Below are 20,129 nucleotides of genomic sequence, written 5' to 3'. Positions count from 1 at the left end.
ATGAATCCATTATTTAAAACCTTTGAAAAAAAATCAGATCTCATTCAGCTTATTTGTTTTCCTTTTGCAGGCGGATATTCCGCCTCTTACCGTCCGCTCTTTGAACAGCTAAAGGGTACGGCCGAAGTGACAGCAGCAGAGCCTCCGGGTCATGGAACCAACCTCATGCCGCTAGAAACCAGCATTGACCGGCTCGCTGAATTGTACAAAGAAGGACTGACCGACCAATTGAACCGTCCATTTATCTTGTTCGGACATTCAATGGGCGGACTAGTGGTGTATAGACTCACCCAGCTGCTAGAAAAGGAAGGCATCTATCCTGAAGCAGTTGTCATTTCTGCCATTCAGCCGCCGCAAACAAAAAGACAGATCCTGACCCATCTGTCCAATGAAGCATTTGTTCAGCATATTGCTGAAATGGGCGGGATTCCAAAGGAATTGTTGGATAACAAACCAATGATGGATTACTTTACACCGTCCTTACGTGCAGACTATCAAGCACTAGAAACCTTTCAGCATACGGACAAATCCATCATCGAATCACCCGTTTATTTATTCAACGGTAAGCAAGATAAGACATGCATGGAAGATGCAAACGGCTGGTTAAAATGGGCCAACACCATCGAACGCACTGATTTTGATGGAGGCCACATGTATATCAACACACACCTCGAGTGCTTCGCAGAGCATATGAAGCATGTCATTGAGCATACAACAAAGCATCAATTCATCAGACAATAAAAGAAAGCGGCCCTCGTTTGACGGGGCCGTTTTCTTTTATAAATTTCTCACCATATTCAAGCCTATGACCAACACAGTACCAATGAATCCTATCAATCGATGAGCACCCCAGCGGCGATTGTAATAAAAGCAGAAAGATTGTTAAAGATCCTGACCTTTGCCACTTTAGCATGAGAAAGAAGAGCAAATCACACGTTATGAAGGCGGGCCAGTATTTCCTTGCAAGTGAGTATCTCGACGCTCTCAGCTGCAGCGGGCTTTCTTGTACATACAGCCATTTGGTAGGCAGGGTCGAGCGAGTACGTTTGAACCACACAAGGAGCTTCATGATCAGGCAAGGTCAAAGAAGCCTGTCCATCCTCTGACAGACGGGCTGTAAAGGACGAAAGACCATAGGATAATCCCTTTCCAGTCAGCTTAATAAAGGCTTCCTTCATTGACCAAAGATGAAAGAAATAAGCTTCCTGGCGCTCTGCCGGCTGCGAGAGTAAATCCTGATATTCATCAGCTGAAAAAAACCGTTTGGCAATGGCTAAATCAATGGGCTTGATCTCTTCAATATCTATACCAACAGGCGCATCATCTACTGCACAAACCACCCAATCGCCAGAGTGAGAAAGATTAAAATGAAAAGAAGGAATGTGCCGGACAACTGGCTTGCCGTTTTCTTCCGTTTCAAAAGTGATCTGTTTCATAGGCAGATCGTACATTTCATGAATGATTTGACGAATCAGTACCTCACCTAACAGCGTTCTTCTTGCATCTATCAAAAAACGAAAGCGCTCAGCGGCCGCGCGTTTTTCAGATGACACAAAGGGTTTGAGCTGATCTATTTGTTTTCGTGCGTTGATTTCATCTAAATGTTGTAATTGGATAGCGAAAATCTCCATAACGGACCTCAATTTTTTACATTTATTGTACCATTGGAGGAACCTCTGCAAAAGAGAAACAGGCATCCTGTTCAATGAAAGCACAAACAATCATGGACAGTATTCAGTATATGGAAGAGAGGCTCGATCAGCCTGTACTGATTGAAGAAGTGGCGGAGGCCGTCTGTATGTCGACATGCCATGATCAGCGGCTGTTTCATTTGCTAACGGGAATTCCCGTACAGAATACATTCGAAAAAGACGGTTAAAGCTTACAGCTGAAGAAATGTTTTTCAAGCAAATGGACCTGTCGAACACACAGTTCATTCAACATGAACACGCATGTTCACTGAATGGTTTCCCGCCTCAGGATATGAACATGCTGGGGGAATGGAAACGTATCTCGTTGGTAGAGATATACTTTCTCAAGATCATGTGACGTTGATTTGGATCCCAATCGGCAAAGCAGCATATTCCGCTGCTTTTTTTATGTTTGTTTAAGGACGTGAACACCGTTCGGATCGATGGTATTCTTACAATTTGCATCCTTTATCATCACTTTCAGTAAGGAGAGGCGTTCTCCCTTTTCCCAGTGGATGGGCTGTATCAAACCGTCCAGCAGCTGATCGACGTTAGGTGTATGAGTCAAATCAGGCACTGCGATTGTCATCCCGCTAAGTGCTTCCTCTCCCGTTTCAATTACATCTGTCCGTCGCTGCAATTCAATTCTTAACCGAATCGGTGTTGAAAGAAACGTTCTTCGTTCCCCTGTTTGAATTCCCCAATGCTGCTCTTTCGCCTGTATTAGTAGCTGGTGATATTCATCGTCAGTTACAAGAAAGCCAATGTGATCAAAAATCACTTTTTTGCTATACCCAAATGTGACATTGATCTGTCCCTTTCTCATTTCAACGATACGAAAAACTGGGTTCTTTTCTCTAAAATCATCCCATGTCAGCGGAGGATGAAAGGAACCTTCCTTTGTGAAACGACTTTTTACGTCAAAGCCTAATGAAGTGTATGCCTTCTCCGTCTCTTCAACAAAGGGTGTCCAGTAATGATAGTGAAAAAGCTGCATCCTAGGATCAACTCCAATTGTAAGAATTATTTGTTTATTTAGTTTAGCACAAGAAAAGCCATTCTTTTAGAAGAATGACTTGTTCTTATCGGATAAGGGTTTGAACGGGTTTCTCTGCCGTTTTTGTAATGAGCAGCTGCAAGAGCCGTGTCGATTGCGGCAAGGAGAAACGGAGGACGAGTCCTGTAAAGATGGCGGTCAGAATCGTTCCAATACCGATCGGTCCGCCGAGCATCCATGCAAATACAAGCACGGTTAACTCAATTCCATTTCGAACCCACTGTACGTTCAACCCTGTTTTTGCGGAGATGAGCAGCATTAATGAATCTCTTGGCCCGGCGCCAAGATTGGCTGAGACATAAATACCAACACCATATCCAGACACAACAACACCCGTCATAAACACATATAAAGCAGGTAAATACCCATGTGGTGCAGGTAATACCGCGTTAAAGAAATCAATAAACACACCAATCAGCACCATGTTCAGTAAAGCGCCGACCTTTGGCCATGATTTCGTAAAAACAGAGGTCAGTGTCACAATCAGTGCACCAATCAGAATGGACCATTGTCCAATGGTTAAACCAAAGTGCTGAAACAGCCCATAATGGAAAGCGTCCCAAGGACCAATCCCAAGAATCTTTCCTTTCACTGTCAGCGATAGTCCAAAAGCAAGTACGATCAATCCAACAAAATAAAAAAACCAACGTAAAAGATGTTCCCGCTTCAAAGCATTCCCTTCTTTCTTAAACACTCGATTTCCATCGTAACATACTCACACATCCCTTTAAATGGCTTTGCCCAATTGTAATCGCTTACTCGATAAAAAGAATTTTTTCCATAAAAAGAGCAGAAAACATCAAATTTTGGAGCAAGACTTTTGGATTGTTTTTTTTAGCAAAGTGAACCAATTATTAACTTTTTTTATAAGAATAAGAAAAAAATGCATTACAAATTGACAAAAAAACAACCATTATCCAATAAAAGAATGATCAAGAAAAAGAGAATAGATTGTATGTAAATTGCGACATTAGGCCTGTTCGGATTGATAGATAAAATATTTGAAAGACGATAAAAAACTTGTTTTATTGGAAAAAACACAGATGGATCAAATGTCGAAAGTTGTATATGTCTAAAGGGCTATTTTTGTCGAAAATAGTCTTTTGGTCATGTTGAGGCTTCTGAAATGTTACTGATATTCTTTACCAAAGTATAGGAGGTGAGCTGGTACATACCTTTACTCGATGAACCAAGAAAAAAGGGAGGTCAAAGAATGAATATATTAAAAAGAACGAGTCAATTATTTCTTATATTGGTGCTGATTGTTGGAAATCTATTAACGGTCTCACCACCTATCTCAAAGGCTGCAGGAACGGTTGTAGTGAACAACACAGATTCCTATATGATTGGAAGTAGCCCATTAATTCTTTATCAGCTCGATGGGAATAACCCAACTAACGTAAAGGCTAGTGTTCAAGTGAAAGGAATCAATTCGACTTTAGTGAACGGTGTTGCCGTCAATGATCAAGAGAACGTTGTGTATGCAACGACATCAGTAAGCGGAACTCCTGTTCTTTATAAAATAAATGCAACTTCTGGACAAGCACAAGAAGTAGGTGCTTTAGCTGGAGCAGCGTCTAATGCAGTTGTGCACAATGGAAAATATATACACTCTTATTCTTCAGGTGGAGAGTACTTCCTTGGAACATATGATCTAACAACTGGGCAAAAAACGTCTAAAAAAATTGTTGGCTATGAAATCGGCTCTGGTGTTGGCGGGGACCTTGTAGTTGATAAGGACGGCTATCTTTGGTTCGCATCCAATGGTAGTGGAGCCATTGCACAAATGAATCCAGATACGGCTGAAGTCATTCGTGTGATCCCAATTAAAAGTGCGGATGGTAAAAGCATTGATGGAGGCGTTCGAGGAATCAGCTTTTTGCCAAATGGGCAAATGCTGTTGCAGTCAGGATTAAATGCATCTATTGGCCATTCTACTCTGTATACACTTGATGCAAAAACATTAAGCACGACTTATATGGGCACGGCTGGTGATTCATTATCATACGATTTAGCTTCACGGGTGAAGCCAGAATTTGATCCGTATCCTCCAGAGCTTGAATCAGAAAAATCTGTTGTCTTACAGAAAAAAGCAGAGGGTAACACAGATGAGAAGCACCCGGAAGTGGGAGATACATTACTCTATACAATTAAAGCAAGAAGTACGGTTCAATATGGTATTGTTAAAAACTTAGTCATTTCAGATAACCTTCCGAGCAGCTTAATCTATGTTCCAGGTAGCCTTAAGGTAGATGACGTAAGCGTGACAGATGCAAAAGACCAAGACAAAGGTGACTATACAAACGGCACCGTGACAGGTCAAATAGGCGATGTGAAAAATACCGCTTGGCACACATTAACATTTGAAGCGAAAGTAGGAACAGGTCAAGCGGGTAAAGACATTCAAAATACGGCCAATGTCAAAGGGGAAAATACACCGCCAGATAAACCAACAACAAACATAGAAATTTATCCTCGTGATCCCAAGCTTGAATCAGAAAAATCAGCAGTCTTACAGAAAAAAGCAGAAGGTAATACAGATGAGAAGCACCCAGAGGTAGGGGATACGTTACTGTATACCATTCAAGCACGTAACACTGTTGAAGACAGTGTGATTGAAGACCTCGTGATTTCTGACAAGTTGCCTCAAGGATTAGCATATGTTCCAAATTCACTTCAGCTAGATGGGAACCCAGTAACCGATGCAGTAGATGACGATAATGGCGATATGACAGATGGAGTCATTACTGGAAAGTTCGGTGAGGTGAAAGATGCGAAATGGCATCGTGTGACGTTTGAAGTAACGGTTGAAAAAGGCCAAGCAGGCAAAGACATTCAAAATACGGCCAACGTTACAAGCGGTAACACACCACCAGACAAACCGACAACGAATATAGAAATCTATCCTCGTGACCCAAAACTAGCTTCAGAAAAAACAGCGGTCTTGCAAAAAAAAGCAGAGGGCAATACAGATGAGAAACACCCAGAAGTAGGAGATACCCTTCTCTATACAATTCAAACAAAGAATACGATAGAAGACAGTCTCGTTGAAAACTTAGTGATCTCAGATGAACTGCCAGAAGGATTATCGTATGTGCCGGATTCACTTCAAGTGGATGGAGAGGCAGTCACAGACGCAAAAGATGACGACAATGGAGACTTCACAGACGGAACCATTTCAGCTCAATTTGGTGACATAAAAGATACAGATTGGCATACCGTGACGTTTGAAGTGACAGTTGAAAAAGGTCAATCGGGCAAAGACATTCAAAATACAGCCAGCGTCACAGGCGGCAACACACCACCAGATGAGCCGACAACGAATACAGAAATCTATCCTCGTGACCCAAAGCTTGAATCTGAAAAGTCAGCGGTCTTGCAGAAAAAAGCAGAGGGCAATACAGATGAGAAGCATCCAGAAGTAGGAGATACCCTTCTCTATACAATTCAAACAAAGAACACGATAGAAGACAGTCTCATTGAAAATCTAGTAATCTCAGATCAATTACCAAAAGGGCTAAAGTACGTCACTGGATCACTTCAAATCGACGGGAATGCAGTCACAGATGAGAAAGACAATGATAACGGTGACTATACAGATGGAACGGTCACAGGTTATTTCGGTGATATCAAGGATACAGACTGGCATACCGTGACGTTTGAAGTGACAGTTGAAAAGGGACAAGCTGGTCAAAACATTCAAAATACTGCCGAAGTAACTGGTGAAAACACGCCGCCAGATGAACCAACCACGAAGACAGAAATTTATCCTCGTGATCCAAAACTAGAGTCTGAAAAAACGTCCGTTATTCAGAAAAAAGCAGAAGGCAACACAGATGAAAAGCAACCACAGGTAGGAGATACCCTTCTTTATACGATTAAAACAAAGAATCTTGAAGAAGATAGCTTCATTGAAAATCTAGTGATTTCAGATGAACTTCCAGAAGGACTTGCGTATGTTTCAGGCTCTCTCAAAGTAGACGGACAAGCGGTGACAGATGCAAAGGATGACGACAACGGAGACTACACAAAAGGTACGGTGACAGGACAATTTGGTCAGATCAAAGATACTGATTGGCATACAGTAACGTTTGAAGCGAAAATTACCAAAGGCCAAGCAGGTAAAACCATTCAAAACACTGCCAAAGTCACAGGCGATAATACCCCGCCAGACGAACCGACAACAGAAACGAAAATTGATCCAAGAGATCCAAAGCTTGAATCAGAAAAAACATCTGAGATCTCTCAAAAAGCAGAAGGCAATAAAGATGAAAAACAAGTACAAGTAGGCGACACCCTTCTTTACACGATCAAAACAAAAAACAGTGTAGAAGACAGTGTCATCAAAGATTTAGTCATTTCAGATGAACTTCCAGAAGGACTTGCATATGTCAAAGGTTCATTAAAAGTAGATGGACAAGCAGTGACAGATGCAAAGGATGACGACAACGGAGACTACACAAAAGGTACGGTGACCGGTCAATTTGGTGATATCAAAGACACAGACTGGCATACGGTTACTTTTGAAGCGAAGGTTGCTAAAGGCCAATCAGGTAAAAGCATTCAAAACACAGCGAAAGTAATAGGCGAAAACACGCCACCAGATGAGCCGACAACGGAAACAAAAATTGATCCAAGAGATCCAAAACTTGAATCAGAAAAAACATCCGAGATTTATCAAAAAGCAGAAGGCAACACAGATAAAAAACAAGTGCAAGTAGGCGACACCCTTCTTTACACCATTAAAACAAAAAACAGTGTAGAGGATAGTGTCATCAAAGATCTAGTGATCTCAGATCAGCTGCCAGAAGGTCTTGCATATGTCACAGGTTCACTCAAAGTAGATGGACAAACAGTGAGCGATGCTAAAGATGATGACAAAGGAGACTATACAAAAGGTAAGGTGACGGGACAATTTGGCGATATTAAAGATACCGATTGGCATACTGTGACGTTCGAGGCAAAGGTTGTCAAAGGTGCTGAAGGTCAGACAATCACGAATATCGCAGATGTGAAGGGCGAGAATGTAGACGAACCAGATCAACCAGAAAACACGACAACAGTTGAACCTCCTCATGAACCAGAGGTGCCGACTGTACCAGATCAGCCATCTGAGCCTCACACTGAAACACCCGGTCATCCACTGCCGAATACTGCAACCGTCATGTACAATCTTCTGCTTGCAGGATTTGCTCTAGTTCTCATTGGTGCATCTCTAATGGTGTGGAATAGAAGAAAAAGAAACGGATAATCCGCCATGTTTCAAAAAATCATTTCTACTGTATTGATCACAGCGGGCTTTTGTTTGTTGATTGGCGGGTATATAGGTATGATAGGTGGACAGAGGGAAATAGAGACATCGTTTCAGTCTGCTCAAGCAGTCGTTCAGCATCAGGTGCAAAAGGATTCATCTTTTGCGCCGCAGGCTGGTGAAACCATTGGGCTTTTGCACATTCCAAAACTAAAGGCTGAGCTGCCGATCGTTGAAGGAACAGCAGCAGATGATTTGGCAAAAGGTGTTGGACATTATCAGAAGAGCTATTTCCCTAATGAGCAAGGACAAATTGTGTTATCTGGACATCGTGATACCGTATTTAGACGAACAGGAGAGCTTGTGAAGGGGGATCAGCTTGTCATTGAGCTTTCATACGGTCGATTTGTTTATGAAATAGAGAAAACAAAAGTTGTTAAAAAAGACGATACAAGTATTGTGACACTGCAGCATGAAAAAGAAGAACTTGTCCTCACGACATGTTATCCTTTTTCTTTTATTGGGCCTGCACCAAACAGATATATTATATATGGAAAGCGTGTGTAGTCACTGATCCAGCCTGCGGCGGCTCCTTCATTTTCATGCCATCGAGCAGATCGCCCGATAAGGAGGTGATCGTCCATATAGTATCTATAGATGCAGGAGGGGGTCAATTTGATAAATGAAGACTATGTAAGGCATATAGATAAATTCGGGAGAGTTGTCCTTCCGACAGATGTTAGAAAACGATTAAAAATTCGACCGCAAGACTTTATAGAAATCTATCAAGAAGAAGGTCGCATTGTGATAAAACCTTATTGGCAGGATAAGCCTTGTATCGTCACAGGGCAAGTCACCTGTTCCAATAAGGCGCTGTCAGGCGGAGTAGTTGTCAGCCCAGAGGGAGCGAGACTGCTCCTTCAAGACTTATTGGCGCTTCGCCTGCAAAAAGAGATATAAAAAAAGGCTGTTCTCATCAATTGAGAACAGCCTTTTTCATCATACTGGATTCAAAATCCGGTTTAAAAATTGCTTTGTTCGTTCTTCCTTTGGCCGTTTGAAGATTTCTTCAGGAGGACCTTGTTCGACGATCACGCCTCCATCAATAAAAATCACTTCGTCCGCCACTTCTTGGGCAAACTTGATTTCATGTGTGACCACCGCCATCGTCCAGCCTTCTTTGGCCAGATCCTTCATGACCTTTAAGACCTCACCGACAAGCTCAGGATCAAGTGCAGAGGTTGGTTCATCAAAAAGCATAAGCTCTGGCTGAATGGCAAGTGCACGGGCAATGCCGACACGCTGCTTTTGACCGCCTGACAGCTGGAAGGGATACAAATCTTTTTTATCCTCAAGTCCTACCTTTTGCAGGAGCTGAATCGCTTCTTTTCGCACCGCTTCTTTCGGACGGCGCTGGACTTGGACTGGACCTTCCATCACATTCTCAAGAACAGTGCGATGCGGGAACAGATGATAATCTTGAAACACCATGCCTGACTTCCGGCGAAGCTTGAGCAAATCAGCTTGTTTATTTTTTTTAGAAAAATCAATCGAGAAATCATCGAAGGTAAAGGAGCCGCCATTTGGTATTTCAAGTGCATTTAAACAGCGAAGCATCGTTGTTTTTCCTGAACCTGATGGACCAAGGATGGCCACAACCTGCCCTTTGTTGATCGTAAAATCTATTGACTTTAAAATCTCATTTTCACCAAAGGATTTGTTTAAGCCTTTGACTGTTAGCATGTCGTTCCCTCCTTACCTTGCGACATATCGATCGAGTCGTTTTTCAATGCGGTGCTGCACGAGCGATAGAATGAAGCAGAATACCCAATAGATCAGGGCGGCTTCCATATAAATAAATAAGATTTGATCCAAGTTTGCCGCAGCTATTTCCTGTGATTTACGGAACATCTCTGCCACGAGGATTTGGGAGGCAAGGGATGTGTCCTTCACTAAGCTAATAAATGAATTAGACAGCGGCGGAATGGATACACGCACTGCCTGCGGTAAAATCACACGGACGAGCGTTTTGCGATGGGTCATCCCGATCGAATAACCCGCTTCCCATTGCCCTTTTGGAACAGAAAGGACGGATGCCCGGATGATTTCCGACGCATACGCACCTACGTTTAATGAAAAAGCGATAATGGCACTTGGATATGGATCAAGTGTGATATTAAAGGTCGGAAAGAAATAGAAAATAATAAACAATTGCACAAAAAGCGGCGTTCCACGAACAGCCGACACATAAATGGAAAAAATCCATCTGAGCGCTTTGATTTTAGACATTCTAGCAAGTGCTGTCACAAGTGCGATAAAAAGACCAATGATAAAGGCAATGATGGCTAAGGGAATTGTATAATAAATTCCCTGCATCACCATTGGCCAAAAAGATTGCTGAAGAAGATCCCAAGGAATGACGACTCCTAGGGTATTACTTTGTAACATCTTCACCAAACCATTTCTTAGAAATCTTCGCAAGTGTACCGTCTTTCTTCATTTCTTTAAGTGCGCCATTCACTTTGTCAACGACTTTGCCGCTGCCCTTTCTGAAGGCAAAATAAGTTTCTTGAGGATCTCCTGTTTCAAATGCAACTTTTAGGTTTTTGTTCCCGCTTGTTTTCAAGTAATTCAAGACAGCCAGCTTGTCATTGAATGTCAGATCAGCACGTCCTTGCTGAATCAATTGAATGGATTGTGCAAGACCTTCGACGCCTTCAATCTTCGCACCAGCATCTGTTGCAAGTTTATTGTAGTTACTTGTTAATGATTGTGCTGCTTTTTTGCCTTTCACATCAGAAAGTTTCTTGATGTCGTTGTTATCCGATTTTGTCACAACAATGGCTTGAGACGTTGTGTATTTATCAGAGAAATCATATTGATTTTCACGTCCAGTTTTACCAACTTGGTTTGCTATCACGTCAAAACGTTTAGAATTCAGACCAGCAAACATGCTGTCCCATTGAGTTTCTTTGAATTCTGGTTTTAAATCAAGGCGTTTAGCTACTTCTGTGATAACCTCAACATCATAGCCAGTTAATTTATCTGTCTTTTTGTCATGGAATGTGAAAGGAGCATAAGTACCTTCTGTCCCTATTGTTAAGACGCCTTTATCCTTTATAGATTTCCAAAGGTCACCTGATTCCTTAGACTCAGATTGTTTATTAGCGTTGTCATTTGCAGCTGATCCACATGCTGTGATCAATGCAACACAAGCGCCTAAAATAATGGCAAACAACATCTTTTTCATTTTATTCCCCACTTTTCTTGTTGGTATTTACAACATATGATCTTACAGAGAAGCAACCTAAAAGTAAAGCATTTGAAACTAGCTTGAGCGAATCTCACCAACTTTATGCCTGCTGTTACAGCCTTCTAGTAAGAAATAGGCCAACTAATGCCGCTATCCATATACCCGAATTAAAAGAGAGATCAAACTAAAATCGAGCAAATAGCGAAATGATCGTCAAGATATTTGAAAAATGTAATCATTTTTTGAACCATTTTAGAGTCAAATATGCTATGATAAAAATGTAAAAATAAAGTATTTTATTGTATTTTTTTACATTCGATTCGAATTTGATGTAGGCAGCAATACTCGTATACCTTCAGAAATATGGTCTGAGAGTCTCTACCTAATTCCCGTAAAGAATTAGACTACGAGAAGATTGCTACTTAATCTTACTTATAGGAAAAATGACAGGAACTATAACATTTTATATTGTTAGATTCCTCTAACTAAAAGCCTCTGTGAATCGTTTCAATCATACATTCTTTAAGACCAAGATCAGGTAGAACTTCTCACGCTATTCAGCGATGGTGGCAGGTTCTTTTTATCTTGGTTTTTTTATATGCCCCAGACTGATGTGAAGAGAAAGTTGTCATATTTCCACCAATCTCAAAAATGAATCGAAAATTTTGTATGTGAAAACAGAAGGGATGATGTTGAAATTGAAGACAGAACAGAGTGTGGAACAGTTGAGTTTGTATAGTAATGAATATTTTGAACGGCGATATGACATTTATAAGCAATTAAGAAATGAAGCCCCTGTGTGTTGGAATGAAGAGATGAAGTCTTGGTTCATCACAAGGCATGCTGACATGACCACAAACCTTCCAGGTGATCGGTTTATTTCTAGTCAAGTTATTCCTTTAAAGATGAATAACCTAGAAAAAGGTGAAGATCAGCACTTTAAAGATATCATTGACATCATTAAAACATGGATGGTTTATCATGACCGTCCTGACCATACAGAGCTAAGGGGGTATATGAATCGTGCGTTTTTAGTAAATGAAATTGAACTGATCACTCCTGAAATTAAAAAAATTGTTGCTACAATTATTGACCGTGTTCTTGAGAGCCACACAGAATCATTTGATTTCGTAGAAGAAATCGCACATCCTATCCCAGCGATGGTTCTTTGTAAAATGCTTGGTATTCCAGGAACAGAAGTAGATAAGTTTATCAAATGGTCTGATGATATTGCTCTTTTTATGCAAAACTTTGTTGTATCTCATGTACCTAGTAAAGAAATAAGCGAACAAGTCAGAGGAAGTGTGAAAGAGATTTATGCGTATTTATCAAATGCTATAGCTGAGAGAAGAAAAGAGAAGAAGAATGATTTGTTAAGTCGGCTTATTTCTGAGACACCGGGTGTTAATGGTGAGTTAACAGATGATCAATTAATTGCCCAGACGATGCATCTCATTTTTGGTGGGCATAAAATTCCGCAGTTTGTTCTCAGTAACTCGCTGCATTTGTTATTTAAGAATCCAGAGATCCTCAAAATGTTGAAAAAGGATATGTCATTATTACCTAAAGTTTTAGATGAAACAATGAGGTTAGAAGGCCCCATCCAATATATTGTCAGACATGCATCCTCAGATATTGAGTTGCATGGTAAGCAAATTAGGAAGAACGATTCTGTTTACTTTTTCTTGGCATCTGCTGGAAGAGATGAAAGAGTTTTCGAACATCCTGACAAAATGGATATCACAAGAAAGGGGTTTCGTCATATGGCCTTTGGCGGGGGGTATCACACATGTATCGCAGCAGCATTTGCTCGTGCGGAAATTATGGAAATATTAAAAGAAGTCATTTCACGTTGTCCTGATATACAGCCTTTATATGATCTTGAAAATCCAGAATGGACTTCTAACCCTACATTTACAGGTATTTTACACATGGAAGTAAAGGTGAAGAGGAATTAAGAGTGGGGAAAGTCTTCTTGTTTTGCACTCTTAAGAAGGGAATGATGGACATTTGCAAACATTACATCAAAAACCCGTCATCATCTTGATACATGAGATTTATGGCATAAATGATCACATGGAGACTACGATCAAACATTTTGAAAGGGCTGGTTTTGAAGTCTATTGTCCTGAGCTATTAGGTCAAATCAAACCATTTGGTCGTGATAGTGAAGGCGATGCGTATCGCTATTTTATGAAAGAAGTAGGTTTTGACCGATCAGTCGACAAAGTCCTTCATTTAGCAAGAGAATTAAAAGCGAAAGATAAGAGTGTCAGTCTTTTTGCATTAGGTTTCAGTGTGGGAGCAACAGTCGCTTGGCTATGTAGTCGATATGATGGTTTATTTACTGGAGTCATCGGGTTCTATGGTTCCAGGATAAGAGATTATATGACGATTTCGCCTAAATGTGAAACGTTGTTGTTTTTTCCGACCATTGAAAATGCTTTTAAACCTAGGGAAATTGTAAGTGTTTTGGAGAAAAAGAAAGGAGTTCATGTGATGATGGTAGAGGGAAGACATGGATTCGCCAACCCATATTCAGAGGCTTTTAAAGCTCCCTCTAAAGATCGCTGTTTTCAACACATGAGTGAGTTCATAAAAGTACAATTGAATAAAGTCAGATCGGCAGAGAGAGTATGAATGCTAACAAATGGATGTCTATGCAGTTTTTTGGATTCTTTTTCACATTTGGTATATTTGTTCCCTATTGGTCGATTTGGCTTGTTGCAGATAAGAACTTTTCACCTGATCAAGCCGGCATAATTATTGCGATTGGATTACTGACCCGAGCGATGACCACCTTTTTTCTATTTCCTTTGGCAAGTCAGTATATGGGCTTGGCTCGTTTAAATCAATGGGTGGTTTTTTTATCGGTGCTCCTCTTTGTTCTTCTTATACCGGCAAATAGCTTTTTAGCGGTCATTGTGACCACGTTCTTCATTAGTCTTCTCTATCCAATGCCTTTAGCTATGCATGAAGCGATGGCCTCTAGACTGATGAAGAAAGGAGAGATTGCTTATGGGCGCAGCAGATCCTTTGGCTCTTTTGGATACATTGTGGCATTGCTACTTATGGGGATTATGATCTCCATATTGGGAGAAAGAGTCATTATTTATGTGATGATTGGGGGGCTGCTGTTATTTGCCTTATTGGCTTCTTTACGAGCTCCTAGTACCTTGCGAGAAAAAAATGACCCAGCGGGAATGAGCATAAAAAAACTATTTCAGTCAAAGTCCTTTGTGTTTGTTCTGCTTCTTTGTGTCATCTTACAGTCTGCGCATGCTGCATATTACAGTTACGCTGTGCTTTTTTTAGGCAATTTAGGGGTACGGCCAGAATATATAGGATTTCTTTTGTTAATAGCGGTCATTGCAGAAATTGTCTTCTTTTTTATTTCGGATTCGTTGTTTAAAAAAGGTTCAGTGACCACTTTATTGATGTTTAGTGTAACGGCATCAATTGTAAGATGGATGTCGCTCTTCCTTTTCGGGAATGTTTTCATTTTCATCCTGTCTCAACTACTTCATGCCTTTACGTTTGGCCTTACTCAAGTGGCCTTTATGAAATACCTAGATAGGCATATAAAAAATCAATTTTTCCCATATGCTCACGGGCTGTACGCAGCTTTAGGATTAAGTCTTGGTAACGGTCTGTTAACCATAGTGAGCGGGTACTTATTTTCTATATCTCCTTCCTATGCATTCTTAGGAATGGCTATTATTTGTCTGCCATGTTTTCTTTTGATTTATTTGTTGAAAGTAACTTTGAAAAATCACAATGATCATAAAAAAAGTAATGAGGAGCGACAAATGCATGCGAATTAAAAAAGAGAAGGAGTTCCAAGAGGTAGATGGCCAATTAGATCAAGTGATGAAAACGGATGTGGTTCATTTTTCAAATGAGCAGTCGATACAAGTTAAAATCCATCATACAGCGTCTTCACGTAGACAGGGAATTGTTCTTTTATCAGAAAATGGTTTTATTGTAGGGGGCGACAAAGTCTCTACTTTGATATTTTGGGAGAATACAGAAAATGATGAACACATGGTTACTTGTGTTGGAGGTACTATGAATTTATTCAATATCTGGGAAGAGGAAAGAATGCCTGGTTATCATGATCGAGGGTCAGGGATGAAAGTTGAAAAAAATCAAAATGGCTTTGTTTATCATTGCTATGACAGGTACACGAAAGAAAAAGACACTTCTATGATATTCTCCATTTCCTTCTTGTCAGAGGGCTTCTGCAAAACAGATGAATAGAAAAATAAACTACAGACCAGTGTGAAAGTCTTCAACAGACGCACACTGGTTTTTATATTTAGGTATTCATGGAGCAGAAATATCACTTTCAAGGTGAGGATCTTCTTTGAGTTGTGCGAACATTACTAAAATAAAGACTTTGTGACAGTGACGTTAGAAGGAAGCATATTTATTATAAAAGATGTATAATTAGTAGGTTGTTTTGAAAATGGAATAATCACATGGAGACATGTTTTGATAACAGAACATCTTAGAAGAAGGAGGGCATCATTGTGGATGTTGGACAAAATCAGCCCGAACAATTGAAAAGGGCGATGACCTCCCGTCATTTATTTATGATTTCACTTGGCGGTGTCATTGGGACAGGCTTTTTCCTTGGAACAGGCTATACAATTGGACAAGCGGGTCCGGTTGGAGCTGTTCTTTCCTATATTGTGGGCGGATTGATTATGTATTTAACCATGCTGTGTCTTGGGGAGCTGTCTGTCGCACTTCCTGTGTCGGGGTCGTTTCATACGTATGCGACCAAATTTGTCAGTCCTGCCGCAGGCTTTGCTGTTGGCTGGATTTATTGGCTTGGCTGGGCAGCCACTGTGGCGCTGGAATTTTTATCAGCAGGGCAGCTGATGAGACGCTGGCTTCCACAAGTGGATGTGTCGATTTGGTGTTTCATCTTTGGGCTGTGTCTTTTCTTATTAAATGCGAGGTCAGCGAAAGCATTTGGGGAGTCGGAGTTTTTCTTTTCTACTATTAAAATTGTCGCCATTTTACTCTTTATTGGCGTAGGCGGCGCAGCGATGTTTGGTTTCATTCAGACGACAAGCGGAGAACCGGCCCCTTATTTCAGTCATTTTGTGAGTGATGGGCTGTTTCCAAATGGATTGCTCGCTGTTGTGGTCACGATGATTACGGTGAATTTTTCGTTTCAAGGGACAGAACTGATCGGGATTGCCGCAGGAGAAAGTGAAAATCCTGAAAAAACTGTTCCTCGCTCAATTCATCAGACGGTTTGGCGTACACTTGTCTTTTTCGTTTTATCTATTTTCGTCTTAGCGGGTATGGTGCCTTGGAAGGAAGCCAGTGTGCTGCAAAGTCCATTTGTGACCGTATTTGAGAGAACGGGCATTCCTTATGCGGCAGATATCATGAACTTTGTCATTATCATTGCTTTATTATCTGTGGCTAACTCTGGTCTGTATGCTTCGACAAGAATGCTGTACTCCTTATCGAAGGAAGGAATGGCAGGGAAGGCGTTCAGACGAGTCAATCAGCGGGGCATCCCAATGAATGCGCTGCTGCTTACCTTTCTATTTACAGGTATTTCGCTATTATCTGGTTTTTTTGCAGAGAAAACCGTCTTTGCCTGGATTGTGTCTATCGCCGGCATGAGTGCCCAGACCGGCTGGATTACAATTACATTATCACAGCTGCTTTTCCGCAGAAGATATGTGAAAGCAGGCGGAAAGCTGGAAAACTTAAAATTTAAAACCCCTCTTTATCCGGTACTGCCGATCATTGCCATCACGCTAAACTCGATTGTGTTAATCAGCCTTGCCTTTGATGCGGAGCAGCGGATTGGGCTATATGTCGGCGTACCGCTTATGATCATTGGGTATGTCGTCTATCACCGCTATGTGAAAAAGCATCAGGCGAAAAGTGAACCGCTCAAGCTGCAAATCCACGGAGAAGATGAGATTCGGTTTTAAGATCAAAAAAGAAATACTAAATATGTGAGTATGAGATATTTTAAAACACCTCTGATATAAATGGTACTGACCCCATCAGATGAGACAAATAAAAAACACCTTCAAGTTTGAAAATGGATCGTTGTGATCCGAAATAAAACATGGAGGTGTTTTTTCTATGGGGACAAGAGTGAGTTATCCGGTTGAAGTCAAACAGAAGGCTGTAGAAATGAGATTGGCAGGCGTACCTATGAAAGAGATTATGCAAAAATTGAATATCAAGAATAAGACGCAGGTTCAGACATGGGTGAGGTGGCATAAGGCTGGGGATACACACCGGTTTGAACAGCCTGTTGGAAAACAATATACCTATGGAAAGGGTCCTGAGTACTCTTCCGAATTAGAGAGACTTCAGGCAGAAAATCGCTATTTGAGTCAACAGAATGAAGTTTTAAAAAAGTACAACGAATTGGAAAGGAAGTTGATAAGGAAACGTCAATCAAACTGGTAGAAGAATTGTGCGAAACGATGACGATACAGGACACCTGTTTCCATTTAGGTATCTCACGCACTTCGTACTATAGATGGAAAAAGGATCTGACTCAGAATCACTCTAAAAGACAACTAGAGAAACAGGTCGGCACGTTGTGCCGAGAGCACAAGTATCGATATGGTTATCGAAAAATCACCGCCATACTAAAAATGAGCATGCGTATTAACCATAAAACTGTTCAACGTATCATGCAGAAAAACCAGTGGCAGTGCCGAGTTAAAATGAAAAAGCGTAAGAAGAATGGGCAGCCCTATGCCGTGGCTGGTAATATACTGGATCGGAACTTTCAGTCTGATCGCCCTCTTGAAAAACTAGTAACGGACATCACGTATTTGCCTTATGGACAGAAACAATTGTACCTTTCCAGTATATTGGATTTATATAATGGAGAAGTGATTGCTTTTAATATTGGTGATAAGCAGGACACAGACTTTATCTTAAACACACTTAATCAGCTCCCATCACTGCCTGAGAACTGCGTGTTACATAGCGACCAAGGTTCTGTGTATACATCTTACGAGTATCAGAAAGCTGTTCATAAGAAAGGCATTACCATGAGCATGTCCCGTAAAGGGACGCCCGCTGATAATGCCTCCATCGAATCGTTTCATTCCTCACTAAAGTCTGAAACGTTCTATCTTAACAGGATTGATCGAACTACGAACACCATTGTAGAACGCACTGTCAAAGAATACATTTATTATTATAACAACATTCGTATTCAAACGAAACTAAACAACCAATCACCGATAAACTATCGGCAACTGGCTGTTTCGTAAAGGTGTTTTGATCCCTGTCTCAAAAACGGGGGTCAGTCCCAATCTGAAGGTGTTTTTTTCTTGTGATCAATTGGGAAAATTTCATATTCAATCAGTCTATTGGACTTAATAATTATTGAAATAATGGATCGAGGAAAGGGTGATCTTTAAGAATAATAGATTAAAATAACCTTAAAATTGTAAAACAACCTTGAATTTTCCATATAATAAAATTAATATTATCTTGTATTTTGGAGAACAGCAGTTAGGAGAGAATAAAGTGTTTGTCATTAGTAAAATTGAGAATAAATTAATGTCTGGCCTATATAAAATGGGATCTTATTTAAATGAGAAACATAAGAACGTTATTGAAAATAAATGGATAGTATGGGTTATTATTTTAATAGCATTACTTTCGGGTATTGCTTATGCATTTTATTGTACAAGTAAAGGCTACAGTTTCTCTGGTAAAGTTAAGTGGAATTGGCCAAAGGTTTGGGATATCGGGATAGGCTGTAACGCAAAATAAATTAGTATATATGCTGTTCTTCAAAATCGCTATTAATCAAAAATAGGAATGATAAAAATGATTACTATAAATGAATTAGAAAAAAACTATAATGGTAGCCCTGTTCTGAATAACTTAAGTATAACGTTTGATTCTAAAGGAATCGATATCATTGTTGGAGTAAATGGATCAGGAAAAACTACACTTCTAAATTGTATATGCGATATAACGTCCTTTCAAAAAGGAGATATAAAAATTAATTCAGTTAGCAGAAAGGAAAAAGAAGCAAAACTTAAAATGTTCTATATACCATCTGACTTTTATTTGCCTGAATATCTGTCTGGTAATGAATATGCTGATTTTATTTTTAGGAGATATAGGGATGTAAATAAGAAATTATTTGAGTTTATTACTGAAATGTATCATCTGACATCATTTTTAGACGAAAAAATTAGCAATTATTCTTATGGTATGAAAAAGAAATTACAAATAGGGATTGCTTTGGCTTTAGAAGTTGAATATGTATTGGCGGATGAAGTATTTAATGGACTCGATTATGAAAGCTATTTATTGACAGAGTATTTAATAAAAAAATACTCTGCACTCAGAAAATTCATCTTAATTTCACATAACATGGATTTTATTATGCGTAACGAACAGGCCAATGTTTATTTACTGAGCAAAGGCACCTTGAGCACTATTAAGAATGTTGGAGAAATTGAAGGGATCGTAATAAATAATGGAGAATTACAAAAATACTATGAAAAAATTGATGGATTCATTTCTCGTAACAAAAGTCTTGCTTAATGAGATTTGTCATAATTTGTTATCAAATAATATTTTCAAAAAAAGGCATAATAGATATCTGTTATTAGGTCTTATCTTAGCTGTTTATATCATGTATTTCTATTTAAATATGACTGAATTAAATAAAATTTTTATAAACAGGAATGAAGTTTCTAATGAACTGAGAAACTCGTTGTTCTCTAGTCTAACTAATATGATCATTATTATCACTGGTGTTATTTATTTAATTGTAACCCTATCCTTCTCTCTTACAAAAAAAATGCAATTTCTGCTAAAGATCCTTCCTTTTGAAAAAGGGAGTATATG

19 protein-coding genes and 1 riboswitch are annotated in these 20,129 nt (G+C 39.9%); of the genes, 13 read left to right on the top strand and 6 right to left on the bottom strand.

Annotated features, from left to right (window positions below; genetic code table 11):
* Window positions 1–741, top strand: a complete 741-nt coding sequence (locus GPA07_RS17580; protein WP_157293069.1) for a thioesterase II family protein — start codon at window positions 1–3, stop codon at window positions 739–741.
* A 188-nt stretch (window positions 742–929) separates the two neighbouring features.
* Here GPA07_RS17580 and GPA07_RS17575 read toward each other — a convergent pair whose 3' ends face one another.
* Window positions 930–1,631: a 4'-phosphopantetheinyl transferase family protein gene (locus tag GPA07_RS17575; RefSeq protein ID WP_071168098.1), complete on the bottom strand. Its 702-nt coding sequence runs from the start codon at window positions 1,629–1,631 to the stop codon at window positions 930–932.
* Between the two features lie 74 nt (window positions 1,632–1,705).
* On the opposite strand from GPA07_RS17575, the gene GPA07_RS18935 reads away from it, so the two are divergent.
* Window positions 1,706–1,879, top strand: coding sequence for a hypothetical protein (locus GPA07_RS18935; protein WP_232532074.1), 174 nt, complete (start codon window positions 1,706–1,708; stop codon window positions 1,877–1,879).
* A 218-nt stretch (window positions 1,880–2,097) separates the two neighbouring features.
* On the opposite strand, the gene GPA07_RS17565 is transcribed toward GPA07_RS18935, so the two are convergent.
* Window positions 2,098–2,688 (bottom strand): hypothetical protein, encoded by a 591-nt coding sequence (locus GPA07_RS17565; protein ID WP_157293068.1) that lies wholly within the window; start codon window positions 2,686–2,688, stop codon window positions 2,098–2,100.
* An 85-nt stretch (window positions 2,689–2,773) separates the two neighbouring features.
* Window positions 2,774–3,418 carry a YczE/YyaS/YitT family protein gene (locus tag GPA07_RS17560; protein ID WP_008357646.1) on the bottom strand — a complete coding sequence of 215 codons (645 nt, stop codon included), beginning with the start codon at window positions 3,416–3,418 and terminating at the stop codon, window positions 2,774–2,776.
* Window positions 3,419–3,961: 543 nt separating this feature from the next.
* On the opposite strand from GPA07_RS17560, the gene GPA07_RS17555 reads away from it, so the two are divergent.
* From GPA07_RS17555 to GPA07_RS17545, 3 genes are all read left to right on the top strand, one after another.
* Window positions 3,962–7,999 (top strand): isopeptide-forming domain-containing fimbrial protein, encoded by a 4,038-nt coding sequence (locus GPA07_RS17555; protein ID WP_157293067.1) that lies wholly within the window; start codon window positions 3,962–3,964, stop codon window positions 7,997–7,999.
* A 6-nt stretch (window positions 8,000–8,005) separates the two neighbouring features.
* Complete coding sequence (locus tag GPA07_RS17550) at window positions 8,006–8,566, top strand: class D sortase (protein ID WP_008357642.1); 561 nt, start codon at window positions 8,006–8,008, stop codon at window positions 8,564–8,566.
* A gap of 108 nt (window positions 8,567–8,674) precedes the next feature.
* Window positions 8,675–8,959 (top strand): AbrB/MazE/SpoVT family DNA-binding domain-containing protein, encoded by a 285-nt coding sequence (locus tag GPA07_RS17545; RefSeq protein ID WP_008357640.1) that lies wholly within the window; start codon window positions 8,675–8,677, stop codon window positions 8,957–8,959.
* Between the two features lie 39 nt (window positions 8,960–8,998).
* Here GPA07_RS17545 and GPA07_RS17540 read toward each other — a convergent pair whose 3' ends face one another.
* Genes GPA07_RS17540 through tcyA form a run of 3 tightly spaced genes read right to left on the bottom strand, consistent with a single transcriptional unit; the run spans window position 8,999 to window position 11,249 of the window.
* Complete coding sequence (locus tag GPA07_RS17540) at window positions 8,999–9,742, bottom strand: amino acid ABC transporter ATP-binding protein (RefSeq protein ID WP_071168094.1); 744 nt, start codon at window positions 9,740–9,742, stop codon at window positions 8,999–9,001.
* A gap of 12 nt (window positions 9,743–9,754) precedes the next feature.
* Window positions 9,755–10,447 (bottom strand): amino acid ABC transporter permease, encoded by a 693-nt coding sequence (locus GPA07_RS17535; RefSeq protein WP_008357636.1) that lies wholly within the window; start codon window positions 10,445–10,447, stop codon window positions 9,755–9,757.
* Window positions 10,434–11,249, bottom strand: a complete 816-nt coding sequence (tcyA, locus tag GPA07_RS17530; RefSeq protein WP_157293066.1) for a cystine ABC transporter substrate-binding lipoprotein TcyA — start codon at window positions 11,247–11,249, stop codon at window positions 10,434–10,436. The genes GPA07_RS17535 and tcyA overlap by 14 nt, the downstream gene beginning before the upstream one ends.
* A 328-nt stretch (window positions 11,250–11,577) precedes the next feature.
* Window positions 11,578–11,679: riboswitch (purine riboswitch) on the top strand.
* Window positions 11,680–11,941: 262 nt separating this feature from the next.
* On the opposite strand from tcyA, the gene GPA07_RS17525 reads away from it, so the two are divergent.
* From GPA07_RS17525 to GPA07_RS17490, 8 genes are all read left to right on the top strand, one after another.
* Entirely contained in the window at window positions 11,942–13,210 is a 1,269-nt protein-coding gene (locus GPA07_RS17525; protein ID WP_034738804.1) for a cytochrome P450, read from the top strand.
* 52 nt (window positions 13,211–13,262) lie between these two features.
* The gene (locus GPA07_RS17520) at window positions 13,263–13,892 is read left to right on the top strand and encodes a dienelactone hydrolase family protein (RefSeq protein WP_157293065.1); all 630 of its coding nucleotides are present in this window, start codon (window positions 13,263–13,265) and stop codon (window positions 13,890–13,892) included.
* On the top strand, window positions 13,889–15,076 hold the full coding sequence (locus GPA07_RS17515) for an MFS transporter (RefSeq protein WP_008357628.1): 1,188 nt from the start codon (window positions 13,889–13,891) through the stop codon (window positions 15,074–15,076). Before GPA07_RS17520 ends, GPA07_RS17515 begins: the two co-directional genes overlap by 4 nt.
* On the top strand, window positions 15,066–15,512 hold the full coding sequence (locus tag GPA07_RS17510) for a hypothetical protein (RefSeq protein WP_157293064.1): 447 nt from the start codon (window positions 15,066–15,068) through the stop codon (window positions 15,510–15,512). The genes GPA07_RS17515 and GPA07_RS17510 overlap by 11 nt, the downstream gene beginning before the upstream one ends.
* A gap of 272 nt (window positions 15,513–15,784) precedes the next feature.
* Window positions 15,785–17,218, top strand: a complete 1,434-nt coding sequence (locus GPA07_RS17505; RefSeq protein ID WP_157293063.1) for an amino acid permease — start codon at window positions 15,785–15,787, stop codon at window positions 17,216–17,218.
* Between the two features lie 157 nt (window positions 17,219–17,375).
* A protein-coding gene (locus tag GPA07_RS17500) for an IS3 family transposase (protein ID WP_145939419.1) occupies window positions 17,376–18,529 on the top strand; the annotation gives its coding sequence in 2 pieces (ribosomal slippage) (window positions 17,376–17,649 and window positions 17,649–18,529; 1,155 coding nt in all).
* Between the two features lie 259 nt (window positions 18,530–18,788).
* Window positions 18,789–19,037, top strand: coding sequence for a hypothetical protein (locus tag GPA07_RS17495; RefSeq protein ID WP_008357622.1), 249 nt, complete (start codon window positions 18,789–18,791; stop codon window positions 19,035–19,037).
* A 57-nt stretch (window positions 19,038–19,094) separates the two neighbouring features.
* Window positions 19,095–19,823 carry an ATP-binding cassette domain-containing protein gene (locus GPA07_RS17490; protein ID WP_008357620.1) on the top strand — a complete coding sequence of 243 codons (729 nt, stop codon included), beginning with the start codon at window positions 19,095–19,097 and terminating at the stop codon, window positions 19,821–19,823.
* Window positions 19,824–20,129 lie beyond the last annotated feature (306 nt).

The organism is Bacillus sp. ms-22 (assembly GCF_009759805.1).
GTDB classification, from domain to species: domain Bacteria; phylum Bacillota; class Bacilli; order Bacillales; family Bacillaceae; genus Bacillus; species Bacillus xiamenensis.
The sequence above is the reverse complement of the archived record's forward strand: the minus strand, read 5'-3'. Positions and strand labels throughout refer to the sequence as shown.